Origin of the sequence: Mangrovimonas aestuarii, assembly GCF_028767185.1 — a bacterium.
Lineage (GTDB): Bacteria > Bacteroidota > Bacteroidia > Flavobacteriales > Flavobacteriaceae > Mangrovimonas_B > Mangrovimonas_B aestuarii.
Genome location: NZ_JARACK010000009.1, coordinates 29,711 through 50,404 on the forward strand (window position 1 = coordinate 29,711; position 20,694 = coordinate 50,404).

At 36.5% G+C, this 20,694-nt stretch carries 17 protein-coding genes; 10 read left to right on the forward strand and 7 right to left on the reverse strand.

Going from position 1 to position 20,694, the window contains the following annotated elements; all coding sequences use genetic code 11:
• Positions 1–96 precede the first annotated feature (96 nt).
• Together PWU04_RS11565 and PWU04_RS11570 are read right to left on the reverse strand one after the other, a co-directional pair.
• Positions 97–2,670: a M1 family metallopeptidase gene (locus tag PWU04_RS11565; protein WP_274476267.1), complete on the reverse strand. Its 2,574-nt coding sequence runs from the start codon at positions 2,668–2,670 to the stop codon at positions 97–99.
• A 139-nt stretch (positions 2,671–2,809) separates the two neighbouring features.
• Positions 2,810–4,303 (reverse strand): helix-turn-helix domain-containing protein, encoded by a 1,494-nt coding sequence (locus PWU04_RS11570; protein ID WP_274476372.1) that lies wholly within the window; start codon positions 4,301–4,303, stop codon positions 2,810–2,812.
• Between the two features lie 127 nt (positions 4,304–4,430).
• On the opposite strand from PWU04_RS11570, the gene aceB reads away from it, so the two are divergent.
• A complete protein-coding gene (aceB, locus tag PWU04_RS11575; RefSeq protein ID WP_274476268.1) occupies positions 4,431–6,029 on the forward strand; it encodes a malate synthase A in 1,599 nt (532 codons plus the stop codon).
• A gap of 61 nt (positions 6,030–6,090) precedes the next feature.
• The gene (aceA, locus tag PWU04_RS11580; RefSeq protein WP_274476269.1) at positions 6,091–7,368 is read left to right on the forward strand and encodes an isocitrate lyase; all 1,278 of its coding nucleotides are present in this window, start codon (positions 6,091–6,093) and stop codon (positions 7,366–7,368) included.
• Positions 7,369–7,443: 75 nt separating this feature from the next.
• Here aceA and PWU04_RS11585 read toward each other — a convergent pair whose 3' ends face one another.
• Positions 7,444–7,950 carry a hypothetical protein gene (locus PWU04_RS11585; RefSeq protein WP_274476270.1) on the reverse strand — a complete coding sequence of 169 codons (507 nt, stop codon included), beginning with the start codon at positions 7,948–7,950 and terminating at the stop codon, positions 7,444–7,446.
• A 112-nt stretch (positions 7,951–8,062) separates the two neighbouring features.
• Here PWU04_RS11585 and PWU04_RS11590 point away from each other — a divergent pair, with 112 nt between their 5' ends.
• Positions 8,063–8,578 carry an adenine phosphoribosyltransferase gene (locus PWU04_RS11590; protein ID WP_274476271.1) on the forward strand — a complete coding sequence of 172 codons (516 nt, stop codon included), beginning with the start codon at positions 8,063–8,065 and terminating at the stop codon, positions 8,576–8,578.
• Here PWU04_RS11590 and PWU04_RS11595 read toward each other — a convergent pair.
• From PWU04_RS11595 to PWU04_RS11605, 3 genes are all read right to left on the reverse strand, one after another.
• A complete protein-coding gene (locus PWU04_RS11595) occupies positions 8,575–8,727 on the reverse strand; it encodes an SsrA-binding protein (RefSeq protein WP_274476272.1) in 153 nt (50 codons plus the stop codon). The two genes, PWU04_RS11590 and PWU04_RS11595, sit on opposite strands and share 4 nt — an antisense overlap.
• Positions 8,728–9,229: 502 nt before the next feature.
• Positions 9,230–10,888, reverse strand: coding sequence for a M56 family metallopeptidase (locus PWU04_RS11600; protein ID WP_274476273.1), 1,659 nt, complete (start codon positions 10,886–10,888; stop codon positions 9,230–9,232).
• A 2-nt stretch (positions 10,889–10,890) separates the two neighbouring features.
• Entirely contained in the window at positions 10,891–11,250 is a 360-nt protein-coding gene (locus PWU04_RS11605; protein WP_274476274.1) for a BlaI/MecI/CopY family transcriptional regulator, read from the reverse strand.
• Between the two features lie 149 nt (positions 11,251–11,399).
• Between PWU04_RS11605 and PWU04_RS11610 the strand changes: the two genes are divergently transcribed.
• The 7 genes from PWU04_RS11610 to PWU04_RS11640 all read left to right on the forward strand — a co-directional run bounded on the left by PWU04_RS11610 (position 11,400) and on the right by PWU04_RS11640 (position 20,338).
• Complete coding sequence (locus PWU04_RS11610; protein WP_274476275.1) at positions 11,400–12,356, forward strand: calcium/sodium antiporter; 957 nt, start codon at positions 11,400–11,402, stop codon at positions 12,354–12,356.
• Between the two features lie 140 nt (positions 12,357–12,496).
• Positions 12,497–14,683 (forward strand): glutamine synthetase III family protein, encoded by a 2,187-nt coding sequence (locus PWU04_RS11615; RefSeq protein ID WP_274476276.1) that lies wholly within the window; start codon positions 12,497–12,499, stop codon positions 14,681–14,683.
• A 516-nt stretch (positions 14,684–15,199) separates the two neighbouring features.
• Positions 15,200–16,378, forward strand: a complete 1,179-nt coding sequence (locus PWU04_RS11620) for an AIR synthase related protein (protein WP_274476277.1) — start codon at positions 15,200–15,202, stop codon at positions 16,376–16,378.
• A gap of 49 nt (positions 16,379–16,427) precedes the next feature.
• Positions 16,428–17,402 carry a DUF3078 domain-containing protein gene (locus tag PWU04_RS11625; RefSeq protein WP_274476278.1) on the forward strand — a complete coding sequence of 325 codons (975 nt, stop codon included), beginning with the start codon at positions 16,428–16,430 and terminating at the stop codon, positions 17,400–17,402.
• Positions 17,403–17,582: 180 nt separating this feature from the next.
• On the forward strand, positions 17,583–18,659 hold the full coding sequence (gene prfA / locus PWU04_RS11630) for a peptide chain release factor 1 (protein WP_274476279.1): 1,077 nt from the start codon (positions 17,583–17,585) through the stop codon (positions 18,657–18,659).
• 58 nt (positions 18,660–18,717) lie between these two features.
• Positions 18,718–19,533 (forward strand): orotidine-5'-phosphate decarboxylase, encoded by an 816-nt coding sequence (gene pyrF, locus PWU04_RS11635; protein ID WP_274476280.1) that lies wholly within the window; start codon positions 18,718–18,720, stop codon positions 19,531–19,533.
• A 7-nt stretch (positions 19,534–19,540) separates the two neighbouring features.
• Positions 19,541–20,338, forward strand: coding sequence for an ABC transporter substrate-binding protein (locus tag PWU04_RS11640; RefSeq protein ID WP_274476281.1), 798 nt, complete (start codon positions 19,541–19,543; stop codon positions 20,336–20,338).
• A 14-nt stretch (positions 20,339–20,352) separates the two neighbouring features.
• Here PWU04_RS11640 and PWU04_RS11645 read toward each other — a convergent pair whose 3' ends face one another.
• Positions 20,353–20,553: a Lacal_2735 family protein gene (locus PWU04_RS11645; protein WP_274476282.1), complete on the reverse strand. Its 201-nt coding sequence runs from the start codon at positions 20,551–20,553 to the stop codon at positions 20,353–20,355.
• Between the last annotated feature and the right edge of the window lie 141 nt (positions 20,554–20,694).

The window sequence follows — 20,694 nt, forward strand, 5'->3', positions numbered from 1 at the left end:
TGAAAAATAGCTTTAGGTTGAAGAAGTAGATTAATTATGCTCTTCAATTGACTATGATTTTTCAATTCATTGTTAAAGTTAAGATAATTCGTGGATTTATTTAATAGTTGTTTCTGGGGTGGCACGCCTTACTCTGTACAAATGATCTGTTGCTTGCATTAATTTTTTATAGAGTGAGGGGTTGAGCTCCGGGTGGGATTCAAGGTGTTTTTCCAATATGTCGTATGCTTCTTGAGAAGAGTATTGACCAATAGTGTAGGTTAGCCAGTCTTTAGGGAAAAAGATATCCCCTGTGCGTTGTATTTCTTCCAATAAATCCAATGACATTTGCAAGTGCTTAATAGCTGTACCCTGTCGAAGAGGATGGTGAATGTATCCAAGTGCACTTAATACCCAAGACTCTTTTTCTCGATTTTCTTCTTCTTTTAGTGAAATGGTAAAGGAATCTCTAACGGAGTCTTTGATAGATAAAGCTGGAAGTAAAAATTCAAAGCGTTTTTGTTTGTCTGGATTTCTAATGGCATTGTGTGCTGTTTCTAAAATATATTCTGCTTTAGGATGTTCATACAAGGCTAAGGTCATCGCCATATCGGTATAATCATTCTCATTGAGTTGAAGACCAGGTATAGCGGTGGTTTTGTTCCAAATATTAAAAAGTTTTTCACGTCCTTCTTTTGAATAAGCTATACTACTAAACAATTTGAAAAGTGTTTTTTTGATATTTGAAGGCTTATTTGTGTAGAGTTGGTTGTGGATGAGGTCTTCTAAAGTTTTTTGTTCAGATTCCCTTTGGGAGTCTGTTAGGTAAGTCCAAAATAAGTTTTTTGTTTGGGCAGAAAGCATTTTAATTATTAGTTCATTGGATTCTGAAGCAAGACCGAGTTTTAGCAATTCAAGGTTTTCAATAGGGTATAGATTTCCATTTAGTGTGTTTTCATAACAGTTTAAATAGCTCTGTGCCCTTGCTACATCATTGTCAATTTTAACGATTTTTTTCATGCTGTTATTGTCAACCGGGAAGACGCCATATCCCAGCCCATTGTAATTGAAAACAATAGATTCAGGTTTTGGTAATCCCAGGGCTTTTAATATCTGTACGCTATTTGCTATACTATTTACGTTAATAAGTTTTGTGGAATCTGGGTAAACTAGACCAAGACTGAACTCTTGAGGCCAAATTTTTTCAGAACCATCTTCTGCGTGTTGGCTTAATGTTAATGAAGTTATAGTGTCGTTGCTGTAAGTTGTTTGGTAAGTAAATATGGGTCTTCCGTATTGATTAACCCAAACTTCGCTCCATTGTTTTAGATCAATTTCAGTTTTTGAGTCAAGAATGTCAATAAGTTGGTTCCAATCAGCATTTCCATATGCATATTTATTGATATATTCCCTTATGCCTTCACGAAATGCAGATTCACCAATAAGACGCTCCAATTGTCGCATCATAATAGGGGCTTTATGGTAAATAATATTACCATAAAGGGAGCCAGCATTGTTGAGGTTGTTCAAAGGTTGACGGATAGGATTACTACCACGGGTTCTGTCTTCATTAAATGCTGCAGGATAGTGGTTTATCAGAAATGACAGATTGTGGTTGATGCTAGGGAAAGAAGGGTTCATGATTTTGTCTGCCATAAAATTAGCGAAAACCTCTTTCATCCATACGTCGTTAAACCAGGTCATTGTTACTAAATCTCCAAACCACATATGTGAGGTTTCATGAGCTATCAGCTTGCCACGGTTAAGAATTTGGCTTTCTGTAGCTGTATGGTCTAAAAATAAAGAAGACTCCCTATATTGTATAGCCCCAACATGTTCCATACCTCCATATTGAAATCCCGGGATAGTGGCAATATCCATTTTGTTAAAAGGGAAAGGAAAATGAGTGTAAGCTTCCAGAAAATCAACCGATTTTTGATGGATATTGAATATTTTAGAAGTGCTCGATGTTATTTTAGCCGAATCAGTTTCTCGGTATAACATGGTCATATCGAAAGATTTAAGACTTTCTTTTGTTGAATTAAACTTACCGGCAACGAATGAAAACAAATAAGTGCTCAACGCTTCTGACTTCGCAAAAATATGTTCTATGGAATCTCCTTTTACAATTTGTTCAATTTCAGGTGCAGCACAAAGTACATCCCATTCCTTTGGTGCGGTAATTCTCAATAAATATTGAGCTTTTATGTTGGGTTGGTCAAAACAAGGAAACAAAGTACTAGCTCTATCAGGGACTAATAAAGTATAGAGATAGTCGTCGTTTCGATTGAGCGAAAGTTCTCCGGCGATAAAATTAATCGTAATGGTATTAAACCCTTTGGTAAGGTGTTCTGGTGCTATAATAACATGTTGTTTTTCGTGATGGATAGGAGTGGGTTGGCTGTTCACCGAGATGGAAATCAATTTATCTGGGCTCTCTCTAAAATCCAGAAATAAAGGATTTGATAAGTCTTTAATTGTTGTTTCCAATATTAGTTGAGCTGCAATAGGGGTCGTCTTGTCCTTAGGTATTTCGAAAGCTAGTTTATAGATGACATCAGATACTTGATTGCTTCTAAAATCAGCCATTTTCTTAGGAATGCCATTGTCTAAAAGTGTTAAGGAGCTGTCTTTTTTCTGGCAACTTATGCAGAGAATTAAAATGCAGACAATTCGTATTAGGAGTTTCATGTGATTTTATTTGGTTGGATGGTTTTAGGAATATAATATTTTATATGCCTAAGAGTTTTTCACTTTAACGAAATTACTGCTTTTAAAGGTTTAACCCAAGGAAAAACATTTAAACACAGTAGTAAATTGCTAGTATCTATTACTGTTTTTTTGGTTGCTCAAGAAACCGTTTTAAAAGTGTGTCTACTGCTGTTGATGTAAAATTGTGTTTGGCTATTTTTTCCAATTGAATAGGTTCAGCCGCACGAACTTCACAATTTTCAATAGGACAAGTTTCACATGTTACTCCCACAGATAACCTGCTTATTCTTTGGTCGTTTACGAATTTCACTTTGTTTTTAAGATGTTGTGTAATCAAAAAACCGATACTGATGCTACGGTAATGGTTTGCATTGAATGGGTCTTCGGTTGCAGATGAGAGTACTAAGTATTGGTTGCTGTCTTCTCCATAATCCGAAATTTGAAGGTCAAAAAGGTGTTTTGCTTGTGTTTCTTCAATACGTTGCAAGGTTTTTATGGAGATCCATCGTCTACAATAATGTTCATTCATTTCATTAGCTTGAGGTGACTGTTGGTGGGTTATGTGTAATTCCTTTTTTAAGTGGAATGATTCACTGCCAATTCTATGTTTGAACCTTAAAAAGAAAAGGTTTTTCATGTTGAAATCCTTAGGGAGTATATTTGTGAGTCGTTGGTAAAATGTTTCGGGCGAGCATTTGTAGGAGTTCATTATTTTGAGAAAGTCATTTTCGCTAAAATTTTCTGAATCAAAAAATGACTCTAATTTGGGGATTAGGTCTTTACGTGGAATAATCAAGGCTCCTGCAAAATATGAAGCATAAAAGTTATTTAGAACTTCATCAAAACTTTTAAACTCAATCCATGGAAAGGAATAGGGACGTTGTTCAATGTTGAGGAAATTAAAGGCAAGTTCTTTGGCGTAGATAAATGTACGCTGTGCTTCGGTAATCGAGTCATTTAAGAGTAATGTTTTACTGCTTGGAACAAAAACAGACCGCAAGGAGGTGAGGGCCTCTTCGTTTGAGAGTTCAGTTTCGTCTATAGTATAACCGTTCTCCTCAACTAATATTTCCTCTAAATCCTTGGATGTAATTGGAGGGTTGAAGCCTATTTGATAAGCTTTGGTAAAAGCTTCTACTTGCGACTCAATTTCTTCAAAGTAATTGTTGTTGGCTTCCTGGTAAGACCTCAAAGAGGCTAAGAAAAAATGCTCCTTACTTACATTGTAATTTTGAGCTATTTTAATAATCGTACTGACAAAGGCATTTACTTTGGCTGGAGCATTCGAGATAATGTCGATTAAGTCGTTTTCTTGAATGCCAAACAAATCCAAGGGGATTTCTTTAAGTATTTTAGAGTGTAATATTTCACCCAGGGGAGCTAGATTTTTATCTAGTTTTATCGACACCATTTGGTCGTAAGGTGTATCCAATGCTTCGGCCAGCAGTACTATTTTATCTGTTTTAGGGTATTTTTTTCCTTTCTCAATTTCATTGAGGTAGGATTTAGAAAGCCCTGTTAACTTGGATAGTCCAAACAGGGAGAGTTTTTTCTCGGATCTGAGCTGTTTGAGTTTTAACCCAAAAATCAAACGGATATATTCTTCTTCAATCATATAAGATAAAGATACACAAGTTTTTGCGAATATCGATTTTTTTAGGGATATGAGCTAATTAGCGAACGTTCGCTTTTAAGTGAAAGTTCTTTAATGTAATATTGAGTTCAAAATCTTAAATAAAATGGCAGATAAAGTACTAGACAAAGCGGTTATTGTAGAGGTTGTTAAATCAAGTAAGGCTTACTCAGATTTATTGACGCAGTCAGCGAAGGAGTTTTTAACCGAACTACACTTAAAATTTAATCTAAAGCGATTAAGTCTTCTTGAAAACAGGGTTTTGCAGCAAGCAAAATTTGACAAAGGAGAAATACCAAACTTTCCTGTAGAAACAGAATTTGTTAGGAAAGGAGATTGGATTGCTGCTTCTATTCCAGAAGATTTACAGGACAGAAGGGTTGAAATTACTGGGCCTGTGAGTTGTAAGATGATTATCAATGCACTTAACTCAGGAGCTAAGACTTTTATGGCTGATTTTGAAGATAGTACTTCGCCGACTTGGGAGAATATTATGGAAGGACAGAAAAATCTAATTGAGGCGGTGAATAAGACGATTTCCTTTTTCGATAGCAAACGTGAAAAACAATACGAGCTTAACGGTGAGATCGCTACTTTATTGGTTCGCCCAAGAGGGTTGCATCTCAATGAAAGTCACTTATTGGTCGATGGAGAGGAAATGTCTGCTAGTTTGGTTGACTTCGGATTATATATGTTCCATAACGCTAAGGAGTTAATTAGTCAGGGAACTGGGCCATATTTTTATCTTCCAAAGTTAGAGCATTATCAGGAGGCTCGTTGGTGGAACGAGGTATTCGACTTTGCTCAAGATTATTTGAATATTCCTAAGGGGACAATTAAGGCGACCGTACTTATAGAAACCATAACAGCAAGTTTTCAATTGGATGAAATTATATATGAGTTAAAGGATCACATAGCTGGTTTAAACTGTGGTCGTTGGGACTATATTTTTTCATATATCAAAAAACTCCGAAATCATAATGAGATAGTTATTCCCAATCGGGATCAAGTTACAATGACGACTCCTTTTATGAGTGCGTATTCCAATTTGGTTATTCAAAGATGTCACAAAAGAAACATTCATGCTATAGGGGGTATGGCGGCTCAAATCCCTATAAAAGGCAATGAAGTCAAAAATGAAAAAGCTTTTCATAAAGTTAGACTAGATAAGGAGAGAGAAGCGAAGAACGGTCATGACGGTACTTGGGTGGCGCATCCAGGTTTAGTACATGTGGCCATGGAAGTGTTTAATACATATATGCCAAACGCCAATCAAATAGAATTAAAAAAGGAAACATTAATTGTAACTCAAAAGGATTTACTGGAAGTGCCTAAAGGCACTGTCACAGAAGAAGGCATAAGAAAAAACATTAATGTGTCCATTCTTTATTTAGCCTCATGGCTGGATGGAAATGGAGCTGTTGCCTTGTATCATTTAATGGAAGATGCTGCTACAGCCGAGATCTCCAGAACACAGCTTTGGCATTGGCTTCACAGTAAGGTTGAGTTGGAGAATGGAGGTATACTTAATTCAGAGTTATTTGAGCGATTATTTAATGACGAGCTTAATAAGATTAGAGATTATTTGGGAGAAGATAAATTCGAATCAGGACATTACAAATTGGCAGCAGAATTATTAAAGTCATTAGTTATTTCAGAAGATTTTGAAGAGTTTTTGACTCTTCCCGCTTATAAATATCTATAACCCAAAATTAATTGATGCTAATTATTAGTTAACCACATTTTAAACCGTAAACACTATTAATATGGAAGCACAAGAAAGAATTCAGAGATTGATAGCCGATTGGTCTAGTAATCCAAGATGGGATGGGATTATTAGACCTTATACGGCTGAAGAAGTAGTACGTTTGCAAGGATCGTATTTTGTAGAACATAGTATTGCCAGACGAGGTGCAGAAACACTTTGGAGAAAACTAAACACTCAGTCATGGGTTGGAGGTTTAGGTGCACTTACTGGGAACCAGGCTATTCAGGAAGTAGATGCTGGCTTGGAAGCTATTTACTTAAGCGGTTGGCAAGTAGCAGCCGATGCTAATCTGGCGGGTGAAATGTATCCTGATCAGTCATTATACCCAGCTAATAGTGTCCCTATGGTTGTAAAGCGAATCAACAATGCATTACTTCGGGCAGATCAAATCCAATCAGTAAATGGATTGGAGGATAAGAAGGATTATCTTGTACCCATTGTTGCCGATGCCGAAGCGGGTTTTGGAGGCAATTTGAATGCTTTTGAACTCATGAAAGCCATGATTGAGGCTGGTGCATCAGGTGTCCATTTTGAAGATCAGTTATCTTCGGCCAAAAAATGTGGTCATTTAGGGGGTAAAGTTCTTGTGCCTACACAGGAGGCAGTTAATAAATTAATATCAGCTAGATTGGCTGCCGATGTAATGGGGGTGTCTACCATTATTGTAGCTAGAACAGATGCCAATGCCGCAGGATTGCTAACTAGTGATATTGATGATAGAGATAAACGATTTATAACAGGGGATCGAACAGCAGAAGGATTCTTTAGGGTTAGAAATGGTTTAGAGCAGGGAATAGATAGAGGAGTGAGTTATGCGCCTTATGCAGATTTGGTATGGTTAGAAACTTCTAAACCGGATATTGGTGAAGCCAAAGAGTTTGCTCAAGGTATTCATGAAAAGTATCCTGGAAAATTACTGGCCTATAATTGCTCACCATCATTTAATTGGGCTTCTAATTTAAGTGTAAATCAAATGGAAACCTTTAGAGAGGAGCTTGCAGATTTAGGATATAAGTTTCAGTTTATAACACTGGCAGGATTTCATGCCTTGAATACCAGTATGTTTGAGATTTCCAAAGCATATAAAGAAAAAGGCATGGCGGGCTATTCTGAGTTGCAGCAAAGAGAATTTGCATTGCAGCAAGAAGGGTTTAGAGCTATAAAGCACCAAGGATTTGTGGGAACAACTTATTTCGACGCTGTTCAGAATGCGGTTACCGCTGGCACTGCTTCTACAGTAGCAATGGTAAATTCAACTGAAGCTGCTCAGTTCTAAAATAGATAATTAATAAAATTGAAAAAGAACCCTTCCTGTAACGGAAGGGTTCTTTGTTTGAATTTTAATTATAAGTTACTTGTTTGTGAAGTCGGAATCGTCAAGGTTAAACTGTTGCATCACTTCATCTAAGTTGTTAATGTCAATATCAGAATCTAGATAATCGGCAGGTACAACCACTACACGGAATATTTGGTTTTGTGTGTAAGCGGAAGGCAAAGAGTCGAAATCAAGATAGCCGTCAAGAAATATTCTAACATCGATATCTGTGAAATCATAGTTGTACTGAAGTACTCCTTCATTAAAAAAGGCGTCTTGAGGCAATGGTCGCCAAATATCGGTGCCGTTTTGTACTTCCCAAAGAATATAAACCAGTGTAACATCAGAAGGGAAAACTTCGAACCCATATGGTTCAATTATGGAGTAATCATTATTGGCATTGAAGTCAACTTCTATTTCGAAAGCCGAAGCTACAAAAATAGCTCCAGGTTGACCAGGAGGGCCTTGTGGTCCTCTAGGGCCTTCGCAGGCAGATAGAAAAAGCGCAAAAAGAGCGAACAAAAGTAAAGTTGATTTTTTCATAAGAATATATTTTTAATAACCATCTTCAAAAAGCATACCTAATTTAAGGAAATGCAGAGCTAAGCTAAAACGAAGATAAAACTTATAAGATAAAATTACTTACTTTGCACGTATGAAAGACATCAGCAATTACATAAGGGATATTGCAGATTTTCCCAAGCCTGGAATAGTATTCAAGGATATTACACCAATGTTGAATGATTCGGAAGCTTCTCAATTTTGCCTCGAGGGCCTTATAAAGTGTATAGATGGTGAGAAAATTGATAAAGTAGTTGGAGTGGAGTCTAGAGGCTTTATTTTTGGACCAATGTTGGCGCAAAAACTAAATGCTGGTTTTGTGCCAGTAAGGAAACCTGGAAAATTACCTTATAAAACCATTCAAGAAAGTTATGACTTAGAGTATGGAGAGGATGTTTTGGAAATGCATGCCGATGCTATAAAAAAAGGTGATAAAGTTTTAATTCACGACGATGTACTTGCTACAGGGGGAACAGCTCAAGCCGTTTGTAAATTGGTTGAACGTTTAGGTGGTGAGATAGTTCAGTGTAATTTTATTTTAGAGCTTTCCTTCCTTAATGGCAAAGATAATCTTAAACCATATCCAGTTAAGGCTATAATTACCTACTAGTCTAAAGCACGAAGTGTAATATAGGAGCGCCATCCAATAATGGCCAATTGCAGTTTGTTAGCTTTGGCTATATCCAAACTTTTTTTTGTGTAACAGGGAAGTAATGCTTTGTTAACTTTTGCCAAAAGTTTAAAGAATTGCTTTTTCATAATCCATGATTCTTGGTTGTAAAAGTAGTAAAACTTATTCTAGAACTAAGTTTTACAATTGGATTAGATTATCCTACAGACACAATAATGTCGATGAGGATTTTAGCAATGGTAATCATAATACTTTTGGTTTTAGTGGTTAATTGTTTTCAATAGTTTGGTTATTGTTTTTTGAAGATAATAAGCGATAAGACTTACTTGCAAGAAACTTTAATGAAATCTGTGAAAGTGCCTTCGGGATATTTGTGAAAAAGATTAAAACTATTATAAGATGTTATTGTTTTTTCTTGGTAAGTGTTATGGAGTGTAATTAAATTAGCTTGTTTTTGTTTTAATATGAAATAATTCAAGGGGCTTTTTTGATGTGTCTTTAAAATCCAAGGGAGATTATAGGGTGAAAAGTGATGGTTTTTGTTGTTTTCATCTTTTTGTAAGATTTGGGGAATAAAAAAAGCACTCCCAAATAGAAGTGCTTTTTTAGATCAAATAATTGTTGTGTGGTTTATTTTTTTGTCTTGATGATAATAACACCATCTTCAGCTTTATCGCCGTACTCTTCTATAGCTTTATCTCCTTTTAAAACTTCTATGGTTTCAATGTCTTCGGAGTTTAGTTTTTTCATTTCTGATTTATCAACCTCCTTACCATCTATTAAAATTAGGGCATTATCACTATCGTTGTCTGAATAAAAATAAAAGTGGTTATCTCCTTTTTCAAAAGATTGAACATCTATGTTGGTGTCTCTGTTATTACTGTTCCAAATAATGGTTTTCACTTTTTTCTTGATTATTGAGTCGCTGGAAAACTCTACACCATCGTCTTCTACATCTATAGTGTAGGCAAATGCCTTGTCACTTCCTTTAAATTCAATCACTTTGTCTTCTCCGCTCAGTTCAATAATTTGGAAATCGTGATCGATCTCGTTATCAACATCGGATTTAATTTCATAACGGATTACTTTTTTGTTAGTACCATCTCCCTTTGATGCAAGGTGAATGGCATGAGGTGCAATGTTAGTTTGGCCAACAGATATGTTTCCGTCTTGGTCTAATGTTATAGCAATAGGTGAAATTGGTTTGTCTGTGCTAATACTGTGATTGCCTTTTCCGTTTTTACTTTCGTAATTGATGTTGATTGCAGTAATCTCGTCATTGGCGTTGCGCTTAATACCTTTAAATTTAATTTTTACATTCTCACCATTTAGCTTTTCTTTTAAACCATCCAATTTGCTATCCGTGGTAGATTTGGTTATAACAAACTTTTTGACTTCCGATTTGATCTCAACTACTTTCGCCGATTTGTCTTTGGGAGCTTGTTGCGCAATTGTTTTTGTATTAAAACCTAACATAAAGGCAGCGAGTAAAGGTAGAACAAGGACGACTTTAAAGAGGTGATTTGGGTTTGATTGGTTTTTGTGTAACATAACTATTCGTTTTTTGATTAATGAATTATAAAAAGTATTGGCCAAAGCCAGATGATAGTCGGAGATACTGTTTTTTAGCAATAAATGCTGATATTCTTTAGTCGATTCTGTTTGGTTTTGAGTCACTCTATCTGCGATAAATTCAAGATTGTGAATGATGGCTTTTTTATAGAGCCAAACAATTGGGTTAAACCATAATAAGGTACAGGCCAATTGTATCAATAATGTATCGATGCTATGCTTTTGCTTAGCATGAACAGATTCGTGGGTTTTTACTAATTCCAATTCTGATGAAGTAAAATTGTCCGGGTTATATATAATGTAATTGAAAAAAGAACAGGGAGAGGTACTTCTGGTTTCAACATAAACCAATCCTCCAGACCTATATCGTTTATTTTTTATTATGGTTTTTAAGATAGAAATAAGTTCTAAACCAAAATTAATTCCCAATAAAGTAACCCCTATTAAATAAACAAGCATGAGCATTTGCTCCCAAGTTAATATAGATTTTAGTTGGTCTTGACTTTCAATTAGGGGTAACCCCTCAAGTTGCCCTATAAGCATTGGTTCAACTTCTTTATATATAGGAATAACAACTAACGGAATTACAACACTACTTAACAACCCCAATAAAAGAAACCCGCGATTCCAGTTGAAAAAAGTATCCTTTCTTAAGAAAAAATAATAGCTCAAATAGAATAAGGTAATTACCGCCGATGCTTTTAAAAGATATTCCATGGTTAATCTTCTTTTTCTATTAGTGCTATAATTTCCTTAAGATCTGCTACGCTTATCTTTTCTTCTTTGGCAAAAAAGGAAACTACATTTTTATACGAACTGTTGAAATAACTTTCTATGGCCGAGTTCATAAACTTACTCCTATAAGCTTCTTTGCTTACCAACGGGTAGTACTCATGCGTTTTTCCATAGGCGTTATGGGATACGTACCCCTTGTCTTCAAGGTTACGGATAATAGTAGATAAGGTGTTATAGTGGGGAGTATCGTTTTTTATCTCAGCAAGTACGTCTTTTACAAAGCCCTTTTTTAGCTTCCAAAGGATTTGCATGATTTCTTCTTCTTTATTTGTGAGCTTTTGCATGGTTGTGGGGGTTCTAAATTTGTAATTCAAACCTACAACTAAAATTTTAGTTATACAACTGTTTTAATAGTTGTTTAACTAAAAATGTCGTTGGTTTAGGTTTCTAGTCAATTCGCTATTTGTGTTATCTTCGCAGGAAAATTAATTTGATGAGTTTAGTTTGGGTCATATTAGGTTTGCTTCTTTTAGTAGTGGGCGGAGAATTTTTGGTTAGGGCTTCGGTTGCAATGTCCTTTAAATTTAAGATCTCTAAAATGGTGATTGGTATGACGGTTGTATCGTTTGCTACATCGGCACCCGAGCTATTAGTTAGTTTACAAGCTGCTTTGGAAGGTTCTTCAGATATTTCTTTGGGAAATGTAATTGGTTCTAATATGGCTAACATAGGACTAGTTTTAGGGGTTACAGCCTTAATTTTTCCATTGAGCATAAGCAAGGATTTCTACAAATTGAACTGGCCAGTGATGATGCTTCTGTCCGTAGTGCTATACTTTTTCTTGAAAAGTGGCAATGTGTTGGACTTCAAAGAGGGGCTAGCCTTATTTGTATCACTAATAATATTCCTATATATATTGATTCGTCAATCACTTCGTAAAGATGATACGGTAGAGGTAGAGGAAATTGATGAAGCTTTAAAAGAAGTGTCCAATATAAAAACTTTGCTTTGGCTACTTATTGGTGCTTTGGCATTGTATTGGGGAAGTGAGTGGTTGGTGCATGGAGCGAAGACTATGGCGACTTCCTTAGGGGTCAGCGAACGTGTTATTTCGGTAACCATGGTTGCAGTCGGTACTAGCGTGCCAGAGTTGGCTGCTTCGGTAATAGCGGCCTTAAAACAGGAAAAAGCAATTTCTTTGGGAAATTTAATCGGTTCAAATATTTTTAATATTGCTTCAGTTTTGGGGTTAACGGCTATGGTTCAGCCTATTCCAGTGAAAAATGCAAATATTTTAGGAGTTGATATATTTTGGATGTTGGGCTTCTCGGCAGTATTACTGCCGTTGGTGTTCTTGCCTAAGGCCTTTAGTATTGGGCGCTACAAAGGAGGATTGCTTTTAATAGGGTATGTTATTTTTGTGTTCACAACGTTTTATTTTAACGGGTAAAATTTTAAGGGTTAAACATCTTTAAAGTTAAATTTAAGTAAAAGCACCCCTAATTTTATAGGGGTGTTTCTTTTTGTGTTGTATTTTTTGTTAGTTTTGTCCCATAATTAATTTGTTTTTCAAATAACTAATTTAAAATTATGTCAACGTTAAGATTTCATGCTATCAAAGAATCTCTTACCCGAAAACCAGTGAAGGTAGAGGAAAACGGACGTCGCTCAGCTATGTTTGGATCGAATGTATTCAATGATGAGGCTATGCGTCAGTACTTAACCAAAGAGGCGTACATCAGCGTGAAGGATGCTGTAGAAAACGGTTCTAAAATTGACCGTGTTGTGGCCGACCACATTTCTACAGGAATGAAGGAGTGGGCTATTTCAAAAGGGGCAACGCACTACACACACTGGTTCCAGCCATTAACTGGGGCTACTGCTGAAAAGCACGATGCGTTTTTCGAGCCTATCGGAAATGGTCAAGCTATTGAGAAATTTGGTGGAGGACAATTGGTACAGCAAGAACCAGATGCATCTAGTTTCCCTAACGGAGGAATTAGAAACACATTTGAGGCTCGTGGATATACTGCATGGGATCCTACATCTCCAGCTTTCGTTTACGGAACTACTTTGTGTATTCCAACAGTATTCGTATCGTATACTGGTGAGGCATTAGATTATAAAACACCTTTGTTACGTGCACTACAGGCAATTGACGGTGCTGCCGTAGCGGTTTGTAAGTACTTCGATAAAAACGTAAAGAAAGTAAATGCGTCTTTAGGATGGGAGCAAGAGTACTTCTTAATCGATCGTGCATTGGCTACTTCAAGACCAGATATTGTACTTACAGGTCGTACACTTTTAGGGCACTCACCTGCTAAGGGGCAGCAATTGGATGATCATTATTTTGGTTCTATACCAAGCCGGGCTATGGCTTATATGAGAGAACTTGAGCATGAGTGCATGCGTTTGGGGATACCTGTTAAGACACGTCATAATGAGGTGGCTCCAAACCAATTCGAGTTAGCACCTATTTATGACGAGGCAAACTTGGCCGTAGACCACAATTCCTTATTGATGGATGTAATGGAAAGAGTAGGGCAACGACATGACTTTAAAGTATTGTTGCATGAAAAACCATTTGCAGGAGTAAACGGTTCAGGAAAGCACAATAACTGGAGTTTAGGTACCGATACAGGTGTGAACTTGTTGAGTCCTGGTAAAACTCCAATGAGCAACCTTCAGTTCTTGACCTTCTTTATCAATACGATTAAAGCGGTTAATGATAACGAAGAGTTGTTAAGAGCTGCAATAGCATCGGCTAGTAACGATCATCGTTTAGGGGCTAACGAAGCACCACCTGCAATCATATCTATCTTCATTGGAGAGCAGTTAACTCAAGTATTGGAAGAGCTTGAAAGCGTTACCAATGGTAAGTTGTCTCCAGAGGAAAAAACTGATCTTAAACTTAACGTAGTTGGTAAGATTCCAGAAATTCTATTGGATAATACAGATAGAAACAGAACATCTCCATTTGCCTTTACAGGAAATAAGTTCGAATTCAGAGCAGTAGGATCCTTGGCAAACTGTGCCAACCCAATGACTGTGCTTAATACCATTATGGCAAAGCAGCTTGTTGAATTCAAGAAAGAGGTTGATGCTCTAATCGACGCTAAGTCAATGAAGAAAGATGATGCAATCTTTAATGTATTGCGCGAGTATATAAAGAAATCTAAAAACATCCTTTTTGAAGGGAATGGATATAGCGAAGAGTGGGAAAAAGAAGCTGAAAAACGCGGATTGAGTAACAATAAAACAACTCCAGAAGCTCTTAAAGTTAAGATATCTGATAAAGCTTTGAGCCTGTTTGAGGAAATGGGAGTGATGAGTAAAGTTGAAAGTGAAGCTCGTTACGAAATCGAAATGGAAGAATACGTATTGCGTATCCAGATTGAAGCTCGTACTCTTGGGGATATTGCTAGAAACCACATTGTTCCAACTGCAGTTAGATATCAAAACACATTGATTGAGAACGTATCTGGATTGAAAAATATCTTTGGTGATGGATTCAAATCGGTAGCTAGTGAACAAATAACTTTAATTGAAACTATCTCCAAGCATATTGAAGCAATCAACTCTAATGTTACAAAATTGATTGAAGCACGTAAAGTGGCCAATAAAATTGAAAACATTGAAGAGAAAGCTCATGCTTATTGTTTCGAAGTGAAACCGTTGTTTGATGATATCCGTTACCACTGCGATAAATTGGAGCTTTTGGTTGATGACGAATTATGGCCATTGACCAAATACCGTGAATTGTTGTTCACCAGATAAATTCTGTTTACATATTTAGTGTGAAAAGCCTTGCGAATGCAAGGCTTTTTTTGTGGGTGTGTAGTTTGGTTTACTAACGGTTTGTAACTATAAACATATGGGTTGTAGGTCTTTAACTGTATAATCATCTGCTTGTCGATTTTAATTAATTAAGTGTTTGTTATTTATTGGTTTACAGTGTTTTATGGTTAAATTTGATGTGCTATTAATCTATTTCAATTTATTATGAGAAGGCTAATTATAAGCGTATTGCTTTTATTGGCGGCCACGCTCTTATTTTCGCAAAGCAATGGAGACGATAAACAGTCGAATGAACAACAAGAGCTAATTAAAACACCGCTAGTGACCTCACAGGAGTAATTCCTATGCAGGGGCGAACCTAAGTTTTTTTACTGGTTATGGCCTTTTTATGAAACAGTAACCCGCGCATTGACGCGGGTTTTTTATTTCTAGCTAAAAAGCATCAATAAAAAATAAACAATCCTTACTTTTGCAACTCAATACAAGTACATTATCATGAGTCAAGAAATAAGCAAGCGATATGCGCAACGCGGGGTCTCAGCCTCAAAAGAAGATGTTCACAATGCTATTAAAAATATAGATAAAGGATTGTTTCCAAAGGCATTTTGCAAGGTGGTTCCAGATTATCTAACAGGTGATGAGGACTATTGCTTAATCATGCATGCAGATGGAGCAGGGACTAAAAGTTCATTGGCATATATGTACTGGAAAGAAACCGGAGATGTTTCGGTATGGAAAGGGATTGCTCAAGATGCATTGATTATGAACATAGACGATTTATTATGTGTTGGAGCTACCGATAATATTATGTTATCGTCAACCATTGGACGTAATAAAAACCTAGTGCCTGGTCAGGTGATTTCTTCAATAATCAATGGTACTGAAGAATTGATTTCCGAATTGAAGGAATTTGGGGTGACTATTCATGCTACAGGAGGAGAAACTGCCGATGTGGGTGACTTAGTAAGAACAATTATTGTCGATTCTACCGTTACGGCCAGAATGAAAAGAAGTGATGTTATAGATAATGCCAATATTCAATCTGGAGATGTTATTGTAGGTTTGGCTTCTTTTGGTCAGGCATCATATGAGAAAGAATACAACGGGGGGATGGGAAGTAATGGTTTAACTTCTGCCCGACATGATGTATTTGCTAAATATCTTGCTGAAAAATATCCGGAGAGTTTTGATGCCGCTGTACCAGATGATTTAGTCTATTCAGGAGGTGTTAAACTTACTGATAGTGTTCAAGATTCTCCAATAGATGCTGGAAAACTTGTGTTGTCTCCAACTAGAACATATGCGCCTATTATCAAAGCAATCTTAAATAAATACGACAAAACCTATATCCACGGTTTGGTACATTGTTCTGGTGGTGCGCAAACTAAAGTGTTGCACTTTGTTGACAATGTTCATGTTGTTAAGGATAATTTATTCCCTATTCCTCCGTTATTTAAGCTTATTCAGGAGCAATCTAAGACCGACTGGAAGGAAATGTACCAAGTATTTAACTGTGGTCACCGTATGGAATTATATGTGTCGCCAGAAGTTGCTGAGGATATTATTGCTATTTCCAAATCATTTAATGTTGATGCACAAATTGTTGGTCGTGTAGAAGCTTCAGACTCAAAAGAATTAACTATAAAAAGTGAATTCGGGGAGTTTAAGTACTAAGCACTTCCCATAAGCTAATTAATCAGTTCAAAAACAATTTGTCAGCCTCATGCGATTTGTATTTTGTTTACTACTTTGTTTTGCCTATGGTTTAGCCTATGCTCAACCAGATAGCCTTTATATTAAACCTGAGACGGTACCTGATTTAAGTGTGCCAGTTTGGGTTAAGATAAACAAAGCGGGGCTCGATATTAGTCAGGTTGCTTTTGTTAACTGGAATGCAGGAGGGACGAATTCTATTTCTGGTTTGTTCGGTTTTTTATCCGAGAGGAATTACAAAAAAAACCATTTGGTTTGGAACAATAAGTTAGAAGCGAAATATGGTATTAATAAGCAGGATGGAATTAGTGTTAGGAAAACAGATGATCTGTTAGAGTTTAGTTCAGCTCTGGGGTACAGGAAAAGTATAACCTCCAATTGGTACTATTCATCTAAATTTAATTTCAAAACCCAGTTTTCAAACGGATATAATTATGGTAACGAAGGGGCAAAGCCTATTTCTCGTTTTATGTCGCCAGGCTATTTGTTTCTTGGGGCAGGAGCGGCTTATGGAGAACATATAGAGTCCTTTTCTGCTTATCTCTCACCTCTAACGTTGAAGACTACTTTTGTGTTAGACGAACGGTTGGCAAACCTAGGGGCATTTGGTGTGGAGCCTGCAGTTTACGATGATGAAGGAAACCGAATAAGAAGGGGGCAGAAAGTGAGAAAGGAATTGGGGATTCTTGTTACTACAAACCACGAAACTCAGCTGACTACCAATATTCACATAAAAAATGAGTTAAGCCTCTATACAGACTATATCAACGACTTTGGAAACATTGATGTGGATTGGTTACTTAATGTGGATTTTAAGGTGAATGAATTCGTAAAAGCCACATTAGGCTCTCATATCAGATATGATAATGATATCAAGGTGCAGAAAGAAGTTGAAAACGCTGAGGGTGATACTGAGTATGTAGATGATGGTGCGAGAGTACAGTGGAAACAGCTTTTGGCTATTGGAGTAATTGTTGGTTTTTAAGATGGTTCATTCTCTATAAAAACAAGTTTTTCCAAACTAATTATTTCCCTTTACTTTTTAATGATTATGTGGTAAGAGGAAATTCTATTTCAATGTCCTCTATTAAGTGTAAATCGGTTTCAAAGCCATGAAGAAGATTTCATAATTTATCGTATTTTTGCCACTCAATTTGATAGCTAGATGTTAGAGAAATTAGAAATAGTAAAACAGCGTTTCGATGAAGTAAGTGATTTGATTATCCAACCGGATGTTATTGCTGACCAAAAGCGTTATATACAATTAAATAAAGAGTATAAAGATCTTAAGGTGCTTGTCGACAAGCGCGAAGAATATAAAACCTTAGTCGACAACTTAAAGGAAGCCGAGGAAATTATTGCAGATGGTAGTGATGCAGAAATGGTTGAAATGGCCAAAATGCAAATGGACGAGGCTAAGTCGAGAATCCCTGAAATGGAAGAGGAAATAAAATTCCTGTTGATTCCAAAAGATCCTGAAGATGCAAAAAATGCCGTTGTGGAATTACGTGCCGGTACAGGAGGTGATGAGGCGAGTATTTTTGCGGGAGATCTTTTTAGAATGTACACCAAATATTGTGAAAGTAAGGGGTGGAATGTAAGTACGGTAGATTTTAGTGAAGGTACTAGTGGTGGATTTAAGGAAATCCAATTTGAGGTTACAGGTGAAGATGTTTACGGAACACTTAAATTTGAGGCGGGAGTACACCGTGTTCAGCGTGTACCACAGACCGAAACTCAAGGACGAGTACATACTAGTGCAGCAACCGTTATGGTATTTCCTGAAGCAGAAGAATTTGATGTGCAGATTGACCCTAAAGATGTTCGTATAGATTATTTCTGTTCTTCAGGACCTGGGGGACAGTCGGTAAACACAACATATTCGGCTGTACGTTTAACGCACATTCCTACTGGATTGGTAGCGCAATGTCAGGATCAGAAATCTCAGCATAAGAACAAGGAAAAAGCATTTAAAGTATTACGTTCCCGTTTGTACGATTTGGAGTTGGCTAAGAAACAGGAAGAAGATGCTGCCAAGCGTGGTTCGATGGTTACCAGTGGAGACCGTAGTGCCAAGATCAGAACATACAACTATCCGCAAGGTCGTGTTACCGATCATAGAATTGGTTTAACACTTTACGATCTTCAAAATATTATCAACGGTGATATCCAGAAGATATTAGATGAGTTGATGTTAGCAGAAAACACAGAAAAGCTTAAAGCTAGCAACGATCAAATTTAAATAATACAAGAATTTTTAAAGCCTCTAATAGTAGGGGCTTTTTTTTAATATTAGCCTAATGAAAACAAGTGCCTTAGTAGAACAAATAAAAACGAAAAAATCATTTCTGTGTATAGGGTTGGATGTTGATGTCAAAAAAATTCCAAAGCATCTTTTGCAATTGGAAGATCCTATTTTTGAGTTTAATAAGGCAATTATCGATGCTACACATCATTTATGTGTGGCGTACAAGCCCAATACGGCGTTTTATGAAGCTCATGGTATTAAAGGCTGGGAATCACTAAAAAAGACCATTGATTATATCAATGCCAACCATCCTGAAATATTCACAATTGCTGACGCAAAACGTGGAGATATTGGGAATACGAGTACCATGTACGCCCAAGCCTTTTTTGAGGATATGGGATTTGATAGCGTTACGGTAGCCCCATATATGGGAAGGGATTCTGTAGAGCCGTTTTTGGCATTCGAAGATAAGCACACTATTCTTTTAGCATTGACGTCTAACCCCGGAGCTTTCGATTTTCAGACTCAGGAATTAAAAAATCAAACACTTTATAAGCAAGTGCTTGAAACTTCCAAAACCTATACTAATTCTGAAAACCTAATGTATGTGGTTGGTGCAACTAAAACAGAATATATTGCAGATGTCAGAAAGATTATTCCAGAAAGTTTCTTGTTGGTTCCAGGTGTTGGTGCTCAAGGAGGAAGTTTAGAAGACGTTTGTAAATATGGGATGACCGAAAACGTTGGGCTATTGATCAATTCTTCTCGAGGAATTATTTATGCTTCCCAAGCTGCTGATTTTGCTCAAGCAGCAGCAAGCAAAGCTCTAGAACTTCAACAGCAGATGAAGGCAATAATGGAAAACTAAATAAAACATGATCATTGTTGATCAGTTAAATAGAACCATTTCATTTCAGGAAACACCAAAACGAATTGTTTCTTTGGTGCCATCTCAAACCGAATTGCTGTGCGATTTAGGATTGGAAGAATTTATAGTAGGAGTAACAAAGTTTTGTGTTCATCCAAATCACCTTAGAAAAAGCAAAACGATTGTTGGTGGTACAAAAGAATTGCATATTGATAGGGTAAAAGCTTTAAAACCAGATGTTATACTTTGCAATAAAGAAGAGAATACCCAAGACATTGTTTTGGCTTGTGCTAAGATAGCTCCAGTCCATATTTCAGATGTCATCAGTTTAGAGGATAATTTTGATATGATTCAGCAATACGGTAAAATGTTTTCTGTTGAACAGCAAGCCAAGACTCTGGTAGCTGAAATTAATCATGAATACATCAGCTTTAAAGATTATATTCAAGAACTTCCTAAGATTAAAGTTACTTACTTTATATGGCGGAAACCTTGGATGGTAGTAGCAAATAATACATTTATCCACGAACTGCTAAAAGTAAATGGATTTGTTAATGTATATGCAGATAGTAAGCGTTATCCGGAGGTGCAATTGGAATCTCCTGATAGAGTTCCAGAATTGGTGCTGTTATCATCAGAACCTTATCCGTTTAAGGAAAAGCATTTAAGCGAATTAAAAGCGTTTTTTCCATGTGCCAAAATTCTATTGGTCGATGGAGAAATGTTTTCTTGGTATGGTTCTCGTTTAAAAAAAGCCTTTACCTATTTTAAAGAGTTTAGGGAAGAGTTTTCTGAAAAAATGTAAGGAATAGTAACACCTTAAATCGCTGCTGTAACATGAGCTTCTCGAGTGATATAGTTCAATCTGTTAATTTTACTTAGTAGTTTTACCGCTTTATATTCAAAGAAGTCTGCTAAAGCAGCATCTGTTTGTCTTACATTGTAGGCTTGCTCTATTAGTCTTTTGTACCGTCTAATGAGTTTTTGATGCTTTAATTGGATGGTATCGTTTGTTTCCATTGTTAATCATTAAGGGAGTAATGTTAAATTAAATATACGCTAATTATCTGAAAATAAAAACGTTATACTGTCTTTTGTTAATAAGAAAAAGCCAGATTCAATAATTGTTTGAAACTGGCTCAACTAACTCCTTTATAACTA